The sequence below is a fragment of the Pedobacter sp. Leaf176 genome, from assembly GCF_001424305.1.
GTDB lineage: Bacteria > Bacteroidota > Bacteroidia > Sphingobacteriales > Sphingobacteriaceae > Pedobacter.
Genome location: NZ_LMPD01000002.1, coordinates 207,541 through 226,001 on the forward strand (window position 1 = coordinate 207,541; position 18,461 = coordinate 226,001).

The following is an 18,461-nucleotide window of genomic DNA, read 5'->3' on the forward strand; positions in this document are numbered from 1 at the left end:
GTTTACAGTTAATGAGAAGGGCGGACATCCCTAAAAAGGTGTTCGCTTTTTTTCCAGTTAATTATAGGAATCATGCAACCAATTTGGTGAAAATCCCATTATATAGAATGGTAAAAAAATAGTCGTTAAATCGATAGTAATTAATTTTGACTTACGCTTTAAATTTGAGAAAAATGAATTATCCAATTAGGTTAGTTTCACTATTATTATTTTGTAGTTTGTTCATTGCCTGCGGGTCCCCGGAACAAAAGAATTCTGCTGTTCAGGACTCTGTTGCAGATAAAACGGCAACCGACAGTTCACGACTGGATTCTTTTGGTGGAGACGGGACTGCAAAAAGCAGAATCGGCACCGCAGAAGACAGTACCAGCATGGGCACACCCCCGGAACCTCAGCAATAAAGCACATTGCTGTACCGCACTTTGTAAGTTCTTAATGCGCAATTATCTTATCCCATCATGTCTAAACTATTTGACCAACTTACCTTTATCTATTGGTTTCGCCGAAGATTGATTAACTATGTGGCAACGCGATAATTCCCATTCTGGGTATTTAAAATAATTAAAATATACCGCAATTTCGGTACGGAATTATCCATTGTCTGAATTCAACTCAGATTTCTTGCTCATCGCATTAAAAACAAAGCATGCGATTGATAGGACTTGGTGTCTAAAATAATTTTTATTTCCCAGCAGATAGCTAACTGTCCGCCATTCTCTGCTGATCTCCAGAACTGGTCGCCAAAATTTCCTGATTAGGAAATACTTTAAAAAGTTGATGATCTGCTTCCGGTTATTGTTCTCCGGGCGCCACAAAATCCAACACTGTTTTCTCTGGCAAATTTTCTTTACTAAGTTTGAATGGAATCCAAGTAATTCTTGTATAAAACTTCGTTCAGGGTCATACGTAACATCATATACCTTGAATCATATATCTTATAAGATGGTTTGAGATTTAACGTAGGATTTAATAATCTGAAGATTTGACCTGAAAAGTAATTGTCATTACAAAACTAAGTGCATAGCTTAGCGTCAATGTAAAAACCATTTGTTATGATGATGAAAAAATTTTCAGAACTTTTCTGGAAACAAATGAATACCTATTTAAAAATCTTCAATTTTTTTTTTTGGAAGCGTTACGTTCATAAGTATCTCCATTAAAAAGTAAATGTGTATATATTATTAACCCCAGTAAAAATTAAAATATGTATTTATTAGGCATTGATGTAGGTACCTCTTCAGTTAAGGTTTCGGTGGTTGATGCAGCCAGTCAGCATTGTTTGGCAATGTCACATTACCCGGAAAACGAAGTGGAAATTAAGTCTCTGCAAGCAGGATGGGCAGAGCAGTCGCCAGAAGATTGGTGGCAGAATACCCAACGGGCAATCTTAAAGCTCAACGAAACAGGCTTATATAATCCAAAAGACATCAAGGCAATCGGCATTGCTTACCAGATGCATGGATTGGTCGTCGTCGATAAAAAACAGCGTGTTTTGCGCGACAGCATTATCTGGTGTGATAGCCGGGCGGTAAAAATTGGGGAAGATGCATTCAATAGCATCGGCCATGAAAGATGCTTAAGCCATTTACTGAACGCTCCGGGAAATTTTACCGCTTCTAAACTCGCCTGGATAAAAGCAAATGAGCCTGAAATTTACCAAAATATAGATAAAATCATGTTGCCCGGTGATTTCATTTCCATGAAACTTACGGGAGAAATTACAACAAGTATATCCGCCTTATCCGAAGGAATTTTCTGGGATTTCAGAAACGACGAAATATCCCGTGATGTAATGGAATATTTCGGAATTGATCGCACATTAATTCCTCAGGTTAAGCCGCTTTTCTCCGATCATGGCTATTTAAAAGAGGGAGTGGCAAGCTTGCTAGGACTTAGCGTGGGTATCCCGGTCGCGTATAAATCCGGCGATCAGCCTAATAACGCACTTTCATTAAATGTGCTCAGACCGGGCGAAGTTGCTGCAACTGCAGGCACCTCAGGTGTAATATATGGCGTTAGCGATAATTTAAGTTACGATAAACAGTCGAGGGTTAACACGTTCGCACATGTAACTTATGCTCCGGAACAGAAACATACAGGTGTACTTTTATGTATCAATGGAACAGGAAGTATGTACCGATGGACTAAGCATAATTTTGCACCGAATCTTGAGTATAGTGAATTAAATAAGATGGCCGCTTCCGCGCCTATCGGCAGTAAAGGCATTCGAGTGTTGCCTTTTGGAAATGGTGCAGAGCGAATGCTTGGAAACAAGTTTACTGGAGCTCAATTTCATAGAATTGACTTAAATACACATACCCAAAGCGATATATTCCGTTCGGTACAGGAGGGTATCGCCTGTTCTTTCCGATATGGTTTAGACATCATGCGCGAAAATGGAATTGAACCTAATGTAATCAGGGCTGGCCGTGCCAATTTATTCCTTAGCGATGTTTTTGCACGCGCCTTCGTAGATTTAACCGGGGTACCACTTGAGCTTTATGATAACAATGGAAGTGTGGGTGCTGCATTGGGCGCGGGAATAGGCGCAGGAATTTATAGGGATCCGGGAGAGGCTTTCTGTAAACACGAATTAATCCGACGGGTTGAACCCCAGCAACAAAGCCCATATGAACAAGTCTATACGGACTGGAAAGAAATTTTAGATAATACAATCATTTAATAAAAAAAATTTAAAGCGATGACAAAAATAGTTACAGGAAGCCAAGAATTCTTCAAAGGGATAAACCAGGTTCAGTTCGAAGGGTTGGAGAGCGATAATCCATTAGCATTCAGGTGGTATGAGGCAGACAGAATAGTTGCGGGCAAGACCATGAATGAGCATTTTAAATTTGCCTGTTCTTACTGGCACTCATTTAATGGAAATGGCAGCGACCCATTTGGTGGGCCAACACATTTCTTCCCTTGGGAAACAAAAACAGATCCTATTGAGCGGGCTAAAGACAAGATGGATGCGGCTTTTGAATTCATTACTAAAATGCAGATGCCATATTATTGCTTTCATGACGTAGATGTTGTCGATTACGGAAATGACGTAGCTGAAAATGAGCGCAGACTGAATATCCTGGTAGAATACGCGAAACAAAAGCAAAAGGATAGTGGTGTGAAGTTACTTTGGGGCACTGCAAATTTATTCAGTCACAGCCGTTACATGAATGGCGCCGCCACAAATCCAGATTTTCATGTGCTTGCTCACGGCGCTGCGCAGGTAAAAGCAGCAATCGATGCCACCATTGCGCTTGGAGGTGAAAACTATGTTTTCTGGGGTGGACGTGAAGGCTACATGAGCCTACTTAACACGAATATGAAAAGGGAACAGGAACACCTGGCCCGATTTTTACATACCGCAAAAGATTATGCCAGAAAACAAGGTTTCAACGGTACTTTCTTCATTGAGCCTAAGCCATGTGAGCCATCTAAACATCAATACGATTACGATGCAGCAACGGTTAAAGGATTTCTTCAGCAATATGACCTACTCGCTGACTTTAAGCTGAACCTGGAAGTGAACCATGCCACCCTTGCAGGCCATACCTTTCAGCATGAACTTCAGGTAGCCGTAGATAATAATCTTTTAGGCTCAATTGATGCGAACAGAGGTGATTATCAAAATGGCTGGGACACTGATCAATTCCCAAATGATATCAATGAACTCACAGAATCGCTGCTCATCATACTCGAAGGTGGAGGTCTTCAGGGAGGCGGGGTTAATTTCGACGCTAAAATACGCAGAAACTCAACCGATTCTAAAGATCTCTTTTATGCTCATGTTGGTGGTATGGATATTTTTGCTAGAGCATTGCTTACGGCAGATGCAATTTTAACAAAGTCAGACTATAAAAAAGTTAGAAGCGACCGATACCGGTCTTTCGATGATGCACATGGGGAAGCATTCGAAAATGGAAAGCTTTCATTAGAAGAATTAAGAGACATCGCTGTACAAATGGGTGAACCTGCTTCGATAAGCGGACGACAGGAATATCTGGAAAATTTGATAAATAGATATATTTAATTAGCGATTAGAGGAATGTCCATAGTTTTTAGTCCGGATTGTCTGACCAGGCAATCCGGAGGACTCCCCTGTTCTGCATCATAAATCAACAAACAGTAAGAACCAATCATTTGATAAAATGGTAGAATCCTTTAGTTATTTAATATCCATAAGAGAGGAAATGCATCACATAGCTTCAAAAATAATTTTCTGCTGAACGCTCACCTCCCTATAGGCAATCAGGGCTTTTCTGATTTCCTTAATACAAAGAAAAAAGTTGGTCTGAGTAAGCAAGTCAACCTTTGTATTAGGTCTTTCAATCTAAGGAAGCCCCCCGGCTAGCGCTTCATCTTCGCGATAAAGAAGACATAACGTTCAGACCTTATGTTTTAAATATAACCTTAAAGTAAATCGTTATTATAAGTAAAGCCAACTAGTGCGCATCATCGCACCGGTCTGTATAACCCTGAAATAGAAGAATACTTTTTAATAATTTAAAAACGACCAGCAAAATTCATCGTGCCTGAAATTTTTGATAATATAATAGTGCTCATAAGTAATACGTCACTGATTGTCGCACAAAAAATCTAAGAATTGCTCAACTTATCCTGTCCATTACGGATTAAGTTAATTGCCCTGTTCCATTTATCATAGACTTTAATAGGAGCACTGTAATCGGGTATGTCAAATTCCCAAGGTATTAAAACTTCAATATCATCCCTTCCAGAAAGTTCGGGTATCCACCGACGGATAAAGTCCTGCGCTTTATACTTATTTGCTTGGTGAACGGGATTGGTGTACCAAATTTCAAAGGCCTGCATATGCCAGTTCATCCAGTTTGAACTTACATCATAATCGATTAGTTTGGATTCGAAATACGCCGCGCCCCAGGTCCAGTTTATCCTGAGGTCATGTATAAGATAACTTGCACAATTTACACGTCCTCTGTTGCTCATAAACCCGGTCTGGTTAAGCTGTCGCATGTGCGCATCGACAAATGGAATACCAGTTTTTCCCTGGCACCATTTCCTGAATTCAGATGGATCATTCTCCCATTTAAATTCCTTGTTTTGATAACCTTTCGTATGGTATAAGCTATTGCCAACGCGAATTGCCTTAAACGTAAAATAATCCCTCCACACCAGTTCGAAGACAAGCCACCAGGTGCTCTGGTTTTTTTTTACCTGTTCTTCATATTCCATTACTCTTTGATAAATTAATCTAGGTGATACGCAACCCAACGCCAGGTATGGAGAAAATTTTGAACTGTAATCCAAACCATCTGACCGATTTCTGCTCCACCTATATCCTGTGAGCAGTTCGGATTTGAAAGTATAATATTCAATCCTTTTCAATCCAGCATTTTCCCCGCCAATAACCAAAGGTTTTGAGTTTTCATAGTCACTTTTTTCATAGCCGTAAAGTTTATACGAGGGGAATCCAGTAGATTGTACTTTATTTTCAAATTTAAATGGCTTAGGTATATCAAAGATATCCCGGGGAGCAGCGGATTTCCCTACCGCGATTCTGTAAGCCTTGCTAGTGAGCGGAATTTTGTCAATTTTGAAAGGTATATCCTCCTTATGATAAAGCGTTTTACCCCAGAAAAAGTGAAAGCGGGTTTTTGGCAGTGCTTTCGTCAGGTCATCTACCAGTTGCATTTCGTAGCTGGCATATTCCTCTTCCGCATACACATCCGTTATGTTAAATTCCTCGATCAGCTTCGGTATAGTAATCATTGCAGACACTTCCCCAATAACGAGATGGCCTCCTAAGGCTTCAAGATTGTCCTTTAAATCAGTTACACATTGCTCCATGAATTTGAAACGGACGATATCATACCTTGGGAAACCGTGAACTGACATTTTAAAATCTTTCTCCTCAATGCAATAACAAAACAAGAGTGAGTCACATGCCGATTGGGCTCTTATCAATGCTTCGTTGTCATGTAGTCTTAAATCATTTTTAAACCAGACCAGACCGCATTTTTCCATACCCTATTACTCGTTTGTGTTGCTATTCAACAATTGTTCTGGACTTATGTTTTCTTCAATCTTGAATAGCTTTATTTTAGTGTATTTGTCACAACCCTTTTAAGGGAATCTGAAAAAATTAAAATGTGGCGAACTGAACCCTGTCTACACAACCAACTTTATTAATTCTTGAGTAAGAACCTAAAAGAAGTGCGGGTTTTGAACGTAGAAAATGATAAATTTTATAGATTTGAGGCTATATTCACTACATTATGCTTAAAAACCCAAAACTTATAATTACAATTTTTCTTATCCTGTTGATCTCTTTTATTACACTTGGTGTTTTTATCTCCCTTAATCCAATTACTCCTTTCGATATTAAAGTTTCTCAGGATGTACAGAAATATCAGTCAAAATGGTTGGATTACCTCATGCTTTCAATTAGTGTATTTGGAGAACTACCCTGGTCTCTGGTTTCCGTTTTAGTGGTTGCTGCAATTTTTTATTTTAATAAGTTTAAAAGGGAAAGCTATTTTATTACGTTAATTCTTTGTTCCGGCTTAATCATATTGGCCGTAAAGAATTTAATTAATAGGCCACGGCCAACAAGCTTCTATGTACGTTTAGTAGAAATCAATCGATTTCAAAGTTTTCCAAGTGGACATGTATTATCTTATGTCCTGTTTTTCGGTTTCTTAATCATTTTAATGAAAAACTTAAAAACCATACCAGCAGTATGGAGGCGTTTAGTCATTATTATATCCATATTCCTGATTGTAATGATCGCCCCATCCAGAATTTACCTTGGCGCCCATTGGTTTACGGATACTTTAGGAGGTTTTTTCTTGGGCTTAATTTGCTTATATCCCCTTACCTATTTTTACCTGAAAAAGAAAAGTATATAATTAACCATGGTCTACCATACCTCATGCGTATCTTGATATTGATGTTTATGGCTAGGATTAAAGCCAAAAATTTTAATCAATGGGCTAATTATAATGAAAATACATAAACAGCTTATATAATGGCTACACTACAGTACAAAGTGCTTAATACTTAAATTTGAATAAAATACTAAAAAGCAGGGTATTTATACGCTATTTAATTGCTTTAAAAACAGAGTTACCCAGAAGAATAGTAGCCTAAATAAAAATATGGGGCATTTATAGACCAATAATTGATTTGGTTTAAACTACTAATTATATAGTCATGGTATAAGTTTTGTTAAACAATAGGTACCTAAAACCTATAAAAACATGACTGCATTCGAATTTAACCACCTAGTAAATGCGCATTCAGTTTCACTGAAATCGCACGCATTAAAATTTACAAATGACATCGAAGATGCCAATGATTTAGTTCAGGATACATTAGTTAAAGCCATTAGATTTTACGAAAATTTCCAGGAAGGAACAAATATTAAAGGCTGGTTGTTTGTTATTATGAGGAACACTTTTATTAACAACTACAGAAAGATAGCTAAAACAAGGGCATTGATAACGCAAACGGACGAAATTTCCTCAATTAATTTAGCGCATAGCGCGACAAGAAATCATGCTGAAGGAAAATTTGTAGTGGGAGACATCAATAAAGCATTAGCAAGTTTACCTGAAGCATATCATACACCTTTTGTACGCTATTTTGAAGGTTACAAATACCATGAAATATCTGATATGCTCCAAATTCCACTTGGAACCGTTAAGACCCGGATATTTGTTGCCAGAGAAATGCTGAAAAAGTATTTAAAAACCTATGCTAAAGACGAGCGTGGCTAATAATCATTTCCTGATTTCTATTAAGGTTCCATCCATTACATAATTAAACAGTGAATCCATTTCATCATTTTTTAATGCAATACAACCATTCGTCCAATCTTTAGAATATAATCTTTCGGGGCTTGTTCCATGTATTAACACATTGCTACCTGGTTTAAGCCCCTTTTTCATAGCCCGTTGTTTATCTGACGCATTTGGATAAGAAATAAAAAAGCTCTTGTAAAATTTATCTACCCTCTCAAATTTCATATCGAGGTGATAAATACCTTCAGGCGTTTTTCTATCTCCCTCAAACTCCTTGTTACCCAAAGGCCTCCCCCCTAAGTTAATGTTGAATTTTAAAACATCCACACCTTTTCTTTTCACATACATTTTTCGAGTGCTTTTAACCACAAGTATGTAATCGGCCATAGAAAGTGTGTTTGCTATTTTTCTCAACTTATCCTTAACGTTATTTGAAGTATCTGGATGTTTAAAAGCAATAAATCTGTTAGATCTGCCAGGAGCTAAATCATCTTTATTTAGCGAATCCAGGCCGGTTTTGGTAAACCGCTGTAACCTCCATTTACCATCCTCAGTGTAAATTACAGCTACATTATCAAAGACAGGTTTAATATATTCTCTAAATTTGAGTGGCTTATTATTAGCGTCGAAAACAATAATCGTGGTATCTAAATCGGATGGCAATAATTTAATCATGCTATCATCCCATAAAATTTTTGGACCATTAGCTGCAAATTGACCTGACTTATCTAGCTTGCAAGATAAGAGCAGTAATGCAATAAAAGTAACAAAGAGGAAACTTAGATATCTCATAAAAAAATATTTAGAATAAATATAATTTATCGGCGGCTTAAAACCATCATAATTTATAATAAACAATTGGATTTTGTAAGTTTGCTCTACATTAAAAAGCTATGCATTTTAAACCCAAAGCCCTTCTTTTCGACCTTAACGGAACAATGATAGATGATATGGACTACCATAATAAAGCATGGTATCAAATTCTAAATGACGACTTAAATGCGAATATCAGTTATGAGGAGGTTAAAAAACAGATGTACGGCAAAAACGATGAGCTGCTCAAAAGGGTGTTTGGAGATGATTATTTTACTCAAGAACAGCTTGATGAAATTTCTATAAAAAAGGAAAAAATTTATCAACTGGGCTATGCTCAGGATTTATCTTTAATAGCGGGTTTGGGCCAGTTTCTAATTAATGCAGAAAAATCAGGCATGTTAATGGCGATCGGTTCCGCAGCTATACCTTTCAATATCGATTTTGTATTGGATGGATTGAATATACGTTCCTATTTCAAAGCGATCGTTAGTGCTAACGATGTAGAGACCAGTAAGCCAAATCCTGAAACCTTCTTGAAGGGCGCTGAAGCATTAGGCGTTCAGCCTGAAGATTGTTTAGTTCTTGAAGATGCACCTAAAGGGGTTGAAGCGGCGTTGCGTGCCAATATGAAATGTATCGTGTTAAGTACAGCACATAATGCAGAAGAATTCTTAAACTATCCAAATGTCTTAAAAGTAGTTTCAGACTACACCGACCCTATTTTCACTGATTTAATAGATTAAAAGCATTTAAAGTTATCAACAGTTTTCAACAGGTGTTTATAATTTTTTTATGTAAAAAACCTTTCAATTCATAAATTGTTGTCATTAAAGTTTCACCCTAAAAATAAGTCCTGTGAGCGGGGCATCCGCGAAGGGCAGGCACACCATATCAAAGCATTGAACCAGTAAGAAAGCCTTGCAAAAGCAAGGTTTTCTTATTTATCTTAAGATAAAGATCGTCCCATCATTTTTCAATTTATAGAAATATTTTTTCTGACTTCCCGAATTTATGATTTGTATCTTTGAAACTTCGCCAAATTTGCCATTCTGCAGGGTTATTATATCCCCTTCCTTTATACGTTCCAATTCCCAGGTCGGCGTATTCGAATTAACTTTTTTTATGACCATAAAAATTTTTAAATGTTCTGATTTGAGCATATAAAAATTGCAGGTTAAGAAATAACCTGCAATCCTCTAAATTAATCACGCTTTCAATCCTGATAAGCTTTAATGATTGACACTAAATTATATAAAACATTAAATATTAATAAGGTATGAATAAAGTGAATACCAGAATGATATAGCAATCAATAACTATTCATGTATAATGAACAAAATATTGAAAATCTCTTGTCGAGTCAGAAAATAAATTTAAATACAATAACGATTATTTGGGAATTGTAATGTAGAAGGTGCTGCCCACATGCTCTACACTTTCAAACGAGATTGTTCCATCGTGCAGATTTACAATCGACTTAATGATGGCCATACCCAAGCCCCAGGAGTCTTCTCCATGTAAACCTTCACGCATTGCTATGCTAAAACGTTCGAACAAAAATGGCTGCAAATGGTCTGGAATGCCGATTCCATTATCACTTACCATAATTAAGACGGTTTCACCATTGTCTTTTACGACAACTTTTATATTGCCATTTGCATGTGTAAATTTAATTGAGTTGGATATCAAATTGTTAATCACCTGCATAAACTTCATGCTGTCTATCTTTGCATAAAGTTTTTTATCAGAACTTACGAATTCGAAATTTCTAAATAAATTTAATTCTGCATGCTGATAAAAGCCAATCACGTCTTTAATTTCCTTAACTAAATCTGTACGTTCTTTACGAATTTCAACTTCCGATGATTTTAAGAATTCGTAATTGATTAAATTTCTAATCAAAAGGATATTGCGCTCACACATATCCTTTATAAATGTTAATGACTTAAGGATCCTTTCCTGACCATTGAAAAGTTTATTGTTTAGCAAGTCAGAAACTGCCATACTAATCATTGCCAAAGGTTCTTTCAAGTCATGAGAAACTATTTCCAACGCAGTATTCTTGCGTGCATTAATTTTTTCGATATGGAAATTGTTATGTTTAGCTACGCTAACGTCTTCTACTATTCCTGCAAGCTGCGTCAGCTTTCCATCCATCATGATCGGGTAAGTGCTTACGCGTAGATATTTTATCTGCGTCTCGCTGCAAAAAATCCTGAATTCATATTTACGTGGAACATCTTCACCAATACATTCATTATAGCAATCTAAAACATGTGCTTTATCTTCATCATGAATGAATTTTAAGAGCGACGAAGGATCTGTTTTAACATAATCAATCGCTGTATCGCAAATAACTTCGAATGCTGGACTTAAGTATGAAAAATAATTTTCTTCAACGTTAAAAATAAAAAAAATGTCTCTCGATGAATTACCAATATGGCAAAAGAGTTCTGGATTTAATTCGGTCATGATTTTTTACTCATTTAACAACAAGCAATTAAACATCAAATTTAATCATTTTTTTAAATGATGGTTATATTAAATTCGTGTGGCAGGATTATTAATTAAATTATCTTGCATTATTGACTTCCAGCCAATGCCCGTCGGGATCTTTGAAATAGATTTGTTTGACGCCATCCACCCTTAAAGTGACTTCCATTTTTGTACCGGCCCAATTTTCAAATTCTATATTCCTGGTTTTTAATTTATTTATAAAATCATCTATAGAAAATACGCTGAAGCATAAATGCGCATTCTTATCATAAATTTCATTAGGCCTGGCCCCTTCTATTAGATGTAGCTGACCTGCATTTCCAAGACTAAACCAGGTGTGCTTATTATCGTGGAAAGGCTCGGGTATTTGAGCTAAATCAAAAACGCTTTTATAAAAATCTGTCGAAACGTTCAATTCAGCTACATAAACAGCTATGTGATTTAAAACTGCTGCCGACTTCTCATTTTTCTTCTGAGCCATAGATTTCTGAAAAGGAAGTATAATAGTTAAAATGGATATTAAATAAGTATAAAATTTCATTATCTTTTTTTTAGCAAAAATAGGATTAGTAGGCTCTTAAGGCTTTCAAATCAATTAACTCTTTATTCTGCCAATAAGGCAAGTTTCGTCTCATTTAATTTAACCTGCTCTTCCTCCCCCAAAACAGGAAATTTCGAATTTAAACTCCTCAATTTTTCTTCAATAATTTCACTTATTGCTAAGCGGGCGAACCATTTTTTATCAGCGGGAATAATGTGCCAGGGCGAATCTTTAGTATTTGTTTCGTTAATCGCTTCCTCATAGGCTTTCATATAATCATTCCACAATGCCCTTTCTTTTATATCCCCTGAAGAAAATTTCCAGTTTTTTGAGGGGTCTTCTATCCTATCCAGAAATCGCTTTTTCTGTTCCTCTTTGCTAACATTCAGAAAAAACTTTAATATCTGGGTTCCATTTGCGAGTAGATGTTCTTCAAAATTCCGGATACTTTGATAGCGCTGTTTCCAAAAATCTTTATCTATATTTTCCAAAACGGAATAACCTGGAATGTTCTCGCTTAAAATATATTCTGGATGTACTTTACAAACCAAAACGTTTTCATAATGTGACCGGTTGTGAATGCCTATTCGCCCTCTTTCCGGCAGAGCTTTATAATGCCGCCACAAAAAATCATGTTCGTATTCTTCAGCAGTTGGTACTTTAAAGCTAAAAACCTGGCAGCCCTGTGGATTTAAACCGCTCATAACATGTTCTATCGCGCTATCTTTCCCTGCTGCATCCATTGCTTGAAAGATAATCAGAAGTGCGTGAGTACCGGACGCATACAGTTTTTCCTGTAGCCGGTTAACCTCAATTTTTGACTTTATCAGGGCATCTTTAGCTGTTTCTTTATTATAATCACCTGTATAATCAGTTTTAGCCTTTTTTATAGAAAAGTTGTTAGTCCCACGTACAACCAGGCTTTTAAATTCGTTCTTCATATTCTAAATCGCACAATCAATTATTTAAATATAGACTAAAAAATAAGTAAATTTAATACGTTAATTTGCATTTATAGTTTTTTATATTTAACACCAAAGCATTTTTCAATACATCATCTTAACCAATATGTTTAAAGAGATAAAAAACAAGTACTTACGTTATTCGGCAATCAGTGTTTTTTTTATAATAATATTCTTCTCTGCGCTTCAACTTAACTTTTTATGGCTATTTGGTTATTCACCAAGTTATCATGACATCAAAATACCTACATTGAGGGTCGGGTCTGAGTTATATACATCGGATGGAAAACTTATCGGAAGGTATTTCAAAGAAAACAGAACTCCGGTTAACTATAGTGAAATTGCGCCAAGCGTTTTAAATGCATTAGTTGCAACTGAGGATGTTCGCTTTTACAAACACTGGGGTATCGATGTTCAGGCGGTGGGACGGGCTGTTGTTGGTTTTGGTAAAGACGGTGGCGCAAGCACCATTACTCAGCAACTAGCTAAGAATTTATACCGCACCCGTTATAATAAGTCTCAAGGATTTCTCTCAAAAATACCTTTGGTTAGAACAATTGTATTTAAATTAAAAGAGTGGTTGACAGCTGTTAAACTGGAATCAAATTATTCCAAAAATGATATCATCACCATGTACTTAAATACGGTTTCATTTGGAAATAATACTTATGGAATAAAAACGGCCAGTCGTATTTATTTTGATAAAGAAGCCAAAAATTTGTCAATCAATGAGTCTGCTTTGTTGGTCGGAATGTTAAAAGGAACGTCGTATTATAACCCAACAAAGAATCCTGAACGAGCTTTAGTAAGGCGTAATACGGTGTTAAATCAAATGAACAAGTACAAGTATTTGAGTAAAGATAGTTTAGCTGAATTGTCGAATTTACCGATCAAACTCAAGGAAGGTAAAATGGAGGATGGTAGTGATGGCGACTCTTATTTGCGTGCAGCAGTTGCAAAATACCTGGAAAAATGGTGTAAAGACAATGGCTACGATTTATATGAAGATGGCTTAAAAATATACACAACCATCGATTCAAAACTTCAGAAATATGCTGAAGAAGCGGTTCAGGAACAGATGAAAACATTACAACGCAGGTTTTACAGCGTATGGGGTAATGAAGATCCCTGGTATGATTCTGAAAAGCAGAAAGTAGATTATCCGGATAGGGCAATGAAAAATTTACCGATTTACGGTCTCCTTCAAAAAAAATTTCCGGGCAGTCCAGATTCGGTTTTAGCATACTTCAATAAAAAAAAGAAGATGCAAATCTTTACTTATAAAGGCGACAGGGATACGTTGTTTTCGACCATTGACTCCATCCGATATTATGGTAAAATTCTGAATACAGGAATGATGACTATGGAACCCGCAAGTGGCAAAATTAAAGTTTGGGTTGGTGGCATCGACCATAAGTTTTTTAAATATGATCATGTAAATCAAGCCAAAAGACAAGCTGGTTCGACTTTTAAGCCGTTTGCTTATTTAACTGCTTTAGAACAGGGTATGAATCCTTGTGATAAGTTTACAGATAAGCCTGTTAAGATTGCTTACCAAGATAAAGGGCAAACTAAATACTGGGAACCAAAAAATGCGGATTACAGCGTTAGCTACCGGGATATGAGCTTACGCTGGGCCATGGCCAAATCGGTAAACACAATTACCGCACAGGTAACAGAAAAGGTAGGTTGGGACAATGTAGTCAAGTGGGCACATGAGTGTGGTATCGATAGTCATTTAGAATCTGTACCATCTGTTAGTTTAGGCTCCAATGATGTTTCCGTTTACGAAATGGTTAAAGCATACAGTACATTTTTAAACAAAGGTGTTAAAACCGACCCAATTTTGGTTGAAAAAATCACAGATCAGGACGATAACGTAATTGACGACTTTAAGCCAAAAACTAAAAGGGTTTTAACAGAAGAAATTGCCTGGTTAATGTTATACATGTTCCGCGGCGGGATGGAAGAGCCTGGTGGTACGTCTCAAGCTTTGTGGGAATGGGATTTATGGAAAAAAAACAATCAAATTGGTGGCAAAACCGGTACATCGTCTGATTATGTCGATGCATGGTATATGGGAATTACCAAAGATTTGGTTACGGGCGTATGGGTTGGTTGCGACGAACGTACGGCACATTTTAAAAACGGAGAACAAGGTGAAGGTTCGAGAACTGCATTGCCTATTTTCGCGAAGTTTATGGAAAAGGTCTATCATGATCCAACTTCGGGTTATACCTACGGAGCTTTCCCTAAAGCTACGGTCGATATCACGAGAACAATCAATTGCCCAAGTCCAAGAATTGTTGAAGATACAACATCTGCCGATAGTGTTTTAGTAGATTCGACTGACATTGCAGATCCTTCAATTCCCGAAACTGCAACGCCGATACAACCCACAGAAACTGAAGTAAAAAAAGACGATAAAAAGCCGGAGCCTGAAACACCTGTCCAGCCCGCAGTTGTACCATTAACCAAAAAAGAAGAACGGGACCTAAAAAGAAAACAGCGGCAGGAAGAACGTGAGAAAAAGAAAAACGGCAATAATTAGTATAACTACTGATTTTCTTGAAAACTGTTAAATAAAAATAGTGATTTGAACAATCGCTATTTTCTATTTACAATAATATTAGTTCAGTTCATAATTATACTGCATAAATCAAACTAAAACGTATGAAAATAAGCGTTACTATTTTAAAGCAATTTATAACTGCTTTGCTTTTAACTCAACTCTCCTTTTCTGTTCAGGCGCAATATTTTGGCCAAAATAAAGTAAGGTACAAAAACCTCGATTTTAAAGTGTTACAGACACCACATTTTGAAATCTACTATTATCTCAAAAATGAAAGCTTATTAAAGAAATTTTCTCAGGACGCCGAAACCTGGTATAAAATGCATCAGGAAGTTTTCAGGGATACATTTTTAAAAAAAAATCCAATAATTCTTTACAATAACCACCCTGATTTCCAACAAACTACAGCACTTAATGGAGAAGTAGGTGTTGGAACAGGCGGTATGACAGAAGCTTTAAAAAACAGGGTAATAATGCCCGTAATGGAATTAAATAGTCAGACCAGGCACGTACTGGGACACGAATTAGTACATGCATTTCAATATCATTTATTACTTGAAAAAGATTCTATAAGCCTGGAAAATGTTGGTCAAACACCCTTATGGATGGTTGAAGGCATGGCAGAATATCTATCTATCGGTAAACGAGATGCATTTACATCAATGTGGATGCGTGACGCTATGCTCAACCGGGATATCCCATCATTAAAGGATTTAACGAATTCTAATAAGTATTTCCCATATCGGTATGGCCAGGCATTCTGGACTTATATAGGATCTCAATACGGCGACACAACCATTGTTCCTTTGTTCAAAAACACTGCAAAATATGGTTATGAGAATGCAATAAAGTATATGTTCGGTTATGACGACAAAACATTATCAGGTTTATGGAAAAATACGATAGACGCTCACTATAAGCCGATGTTAAAGGCTGATAGTTCACAAATAAAAATCACAGGAACAAAAATAATCGATAATAAAAATGCAGGAAATATGAATGTTGCACCTGCTATCAGTCCCGATGGAAAATATGTCGCTTTCATGTCTGAAAAGGATCTATTTGGTATCGATTTATTCCTCGCAGATGCTAAAACGGGAAGAATAATCAGAAAACTAACCAGTCAAATCTCAAATGGACATATTGATGATTTTAACTTTATTGAATCTGCGGGCGCATGGTCTCCTGATAGCAAACAATTTGCATTCAGTATTTTTAGCCAGGGTAAAAACCAGATGCTGATTATTGATGTAAGCAATGGATCTACTATATCTCAGACGGCTATGGGGGCGGTAACACAATTTGGTAATCTAACATGGTCGCCTAATGGGAAAGACATCGCTTTTTCAGGAATGGTTGAAGGTCAGAGTGATATTTTTTCATATAATCTGGATACGAAGCAAGTAACACAAATTACTAACGATATTTTCTCAGATTACGCACCAAGTTATGCTCCCGACGGCACTAAACTCGTGTTTTCTTCAGACAGGGCTGCTATTCAAAATAAAAATATTACCGCAGTAAACCCGATAAATCTAGCGATATTCGACATTGCCTCTAAAACAGTCAATAATCTTAACGTATTTCCAGGCGCTAATAATCTTAATGCTCAGTTCTCTCCGGATAGTAAAAATATTTATTTCCTGTCTAACAGAGATGGTTTCAGAAATTTATATAAATATACATTTGCGGATAATTCTGTAGACCAACTGACTGATTATTTCACAGGTATCAGTGGTATAACGGAATTTTCTCCTGCCATTTCAGTTTCACAAACAAACGATATTATTTATAGCTATTACCGCTACCAGCGCTATACGCTCTACAATGCAAAGCTAGATGGCTTTAAATCAAAAAAAGTTAATAACCAGGAAGAAAACTTTGATGCTGCCATACTTCCTCCGATGGAAAATATCGGTGTTAACATTATCAATTCCAACTTGAATAACTTCGAAAGATTTGAAAAAATTGTAGCCGATTCCATGAAAACCGTTCCTTACAAACCTAAATTCAGGTTGGATTATCTAGCTAATAGTGGTGTTGGCGTTTCGACAAGCCGTTTTGGAACTGGTGTACAAGGTGGAATTATCGGTATGTTTAGTGATATACTTGGAAGAAACCAGATTATAGCTAACCTATCTGTTAACGGTGAAATTTATGACTTTGGGGGACTAGTTGGCTATATTAATCAAAAGAGCAGAATTAACTGGGGCGCCGCGGTATCTCACATTCCTTATGTTTCAGGTTTCAGTTCTTATGGTTTTGAGAAACTCCCTAACGGAAATACAACTACAGATGCCGTTAATTATCGATCCGATATCATCAGAACTTTCGAAGACCAGGTGCAGCTATTTGGTTCTTACCCTTTCAGCAAAATTCATCGATTTGAGTTAGGTGGGGCATTTTCACATTATAGTTATCGCATCGATAGATATAGCAATTACTACAGTACAGACGGCTATTATCTTGGTTCCGAAAGAAGTAAACTGTCAAATGAACAAGCGTCAATCGATTATGGCGTGCCATTTAATTCCTTTACCTTATACCAACTGAATGCAGGTTTCATAGGAGACAATTCAATTTTTGGATTAACTGCGCCACTTGATGGATTCAGGTATCGGGTTAGTGGAGAACTTTACTTTGGAACATATAAATTTTCAGGAGTTACAGCCGATTTACGAAAATACTGGCGAATCAAGCCAATAACAATCGCTGCCCGGTCGTATAATGTCTTAAGAATCGGTAATGACGCAGATAGGTTGTATCCAATGTATGTTGGATATCCTTACTTAGTCCGTGGTTATGAAGCCAATTCAATTTACAAAAATGGCTCTTCATCTATAGGAAATAATTATGATATTAACCAGTTAAGTGGAAGTAAACTGGCTGTATTCAATTTTGAAGTCCGTTTACCATTTACAGGTCCGAAAAAACTAACAGCCATACCTTCAAAGTTTCTATTTACAGACTTAAATTTATTTTTCGACGCAGGCGTGGCCTGGACAAATGATACAAAAGTCGCCTTCAAAGGTGAGCCGACTTATACGTTTACGCCAATTTTAGATCCCAACGGACAGGTTGTGGGCACGAATCAAACCAGCAATGAAAGGGTTCCGGTGATGAGTGTCGGAATTTCATTACGCGTAAACGTTTTTGGTTATTTCGTATTGGAACCCTATTACGCGATTCCATTTCAACGTAAGGATGTTAAAACCGGGGTGTTTGGTTTAACCTTTGCTCCCGGCTGGTAAACGAATTGTCATAACATGGTTTAGAATTGAACCTTAATG

The 18,461-nt window shown here is 36.8% G+C and carries 13 protein-coding genes; 8 read left to right on the forward strand and 5 right to left on the reverse strand.

Going from position 1 to position 18,461, the window contains the following annotated elements; all coding sequences use genetic code 11:
- Positions 1-173: 173 nt before the first annotated feature.
- The 3 genes from ASF92_RS06340 to xylA all read left to right on the forward strand — a co-directional run bounded on the left by ASF92_RS06340 (position 174) and on the right by xylA (position 4,033).
- On the forward strand, positions 174-401 hold the full coding sequence (locus tag ASF92_RS06340) for a hypothetical protein (protein WP_056089598.1): 228 nt from the start codon (positions 174-176) through the stop codon (positions 399-401).
- Positions 402-1,204: 803 nt separating this feature from the next.
- On the forward strand, positions 1,205-2,683 hold the full coding sequence (locus tag ASF92_RS06345) for a xylulokinase (protein WP_056089600.1): 1,479 nt from the start codon (positions 1,205-1,207) through the stop codon (positions 2,681-2,683).
- An 18-nt stretch (positions 2,684-2,701) separates the two neighbouring features.
- A complete protein-coding gene (gene xylA / locus ASF92_RS06350) occupies positions 2,702-4,033 on the forward strand; it encodes a xylose isomerase (RefSeq protein WP_056089603.1) in 1,332 nt (443 codons plus the stop codon).
- A gap of 566 nt (positions 4,034-4,599) precedes the next feature.
- Here xylA and ASF92_RS06355 read toward each other — a convergent pair.
- Entirely contained in the window at positions 4,600-6,006 is a 1,407-nt protein-coding gene (locus tag ASF92_RS06355; protein WP_056089605.1) for a DASH family cryptochrome, read from the reverse strand.
- 251 nt (positions 6,007-6,257) lie between these two features.
- On the opposite strand from ASF92_RS06355, the gene ASF92_RS06360 reads away from it, so the two are divergent.
- Together ASF92_RS06360 and ASF92_RS06365 are read left to right on the forward strand one after the other, a co-directional pair.
- Complete coding sequence (locus tag ASF92_RS06360; RefSeq protein ID WP_056089608.1) at positions 6,258-6,890, forward strand: phosphatase PAP2 family protein; 633 nt, start codon at positions 6,258-6,260, stop codon at positions 6,888-6,890.
- Between the two features lie 351 nt (positions 6,891-7,241).
- Positions 7,242-7,760, forward strand: coding sequence for an RNA polymerase sigma factor (locus ASF92_RS06365; RefSeq protein ID WP_056089610.1), 519 nt, complete (start codon positions 7,242-7,244; stop codon positions 7,758-7,760).
- Positions 7,761-7,763: 3 nt separating this feature from the next.
- On the opposite strand, the gene ASF92_RS06370 is transcribed toward ASF92_RS06365, so the two are convergent.
- Entirely contained in the window at positions 7,764-8,576 is an 813-nt protein-coding gene (locus tag ASF92_RS06370) for a murein L,D-transpeptidase family protein (RefSeq protein WP_157263750.1), read from the reverse strand.
- Between the two features lie 101 nt (positions 8,577-8,677).
- Between ASF92_RS06370 and ASF92_RS06375 the strand changes: the two genes are divergently transcribed.
- The gene (locus ASF92_RS06375; RefSeq protein ID WP_056089616.1) at positions 8,678-9,343 is read left to right on the forward strand and encodes an HAD family phosphatase; all 666 of its coding nucleotides are present in this window, start codon (positions 8,678-8,680) and stop codon (positions 9,341-9,343) included.
- Between the two features lie 646 nt (positions 9,344-9,989).
- On the opposite strand, the gene ASF92_RS06385 is transcribed toward ASF92_RS06375, so the two are convergent.
- The 3 genes from ASF92_RS06385 to ASF92_RS06395 form a co-directional block, all read right to left on the reverse strand.
- The gene (locus ASF92_RS06385; protein ID WP_056089622.1) at positions 9,990-11,072 is read right to left on the reverse strand and encodes a PAS domain-containing sensor histidine kinase; all 1,083 of its coding nucleotides are present in this window, start codon (positions 11,070-11,072) and stop codon (positions 9,990-9,992) included.
- Between the two features lie 100 nt (positions 11,073-11,172).
- Positions 11,173-11,637 (reverse strand): VOC family protein, encoded by a 465-nt coding sequence (locus ASF92_RS06390; protein WP_231729757.1) that lies wholly within the window; start codon positions 11,635-11,637, stop codon positions 11,173-11,175.
- A gap of 62 nt (positions 11,638-11,699) precedes the next feature.
- Positions 11,700-12,578, reverse strand: coding sequence for a polyphosphate kinase 2 family protein (locus tag ASF92_RS06395; RefSeq protein WP_056089626.1), 879 nt, complete (start codon positions 12,576-12,578; stop codon positions 11,700-11,702).
- A gap of 127 nt (positions 12,579-12,705) precedes the next feature.
- On the opposite strand from ASF92_RS06395, the gene ASF92_RS06400 reads away from it, so the two are divergent.
- Both ASF92_RS06400 and ASF92_RS06405 read left to right on the forward strand, forming a co-directional pair.
- Positions 12,706-15,150 carry a transglycosylase domain-containing protein gene (locus ASF92_RS06400; protein WP_056089628.1) on the forward strand — a complete coding sequence of 815 codons (2,445 nt, stop codon included), beginning with the start codon at positions 12,706-12,708 and terminating at the stop codon, positions 15,148-15,150.
- Positions 15,151-15,272: 122 nt separating this feature from the next.
- Positions 15,273-18,422, forward strand: coding sequence for a basic secretory protein-like protein (locus tag ASF92_RS06405; protein ID WP_056089632.1), 3,150 nt, complete (start codon positions 15,273-15,275; stop codon positions 18,420-18,422).
- Positions 18,423-18,461: the final 39 nt, after the last annotated feature.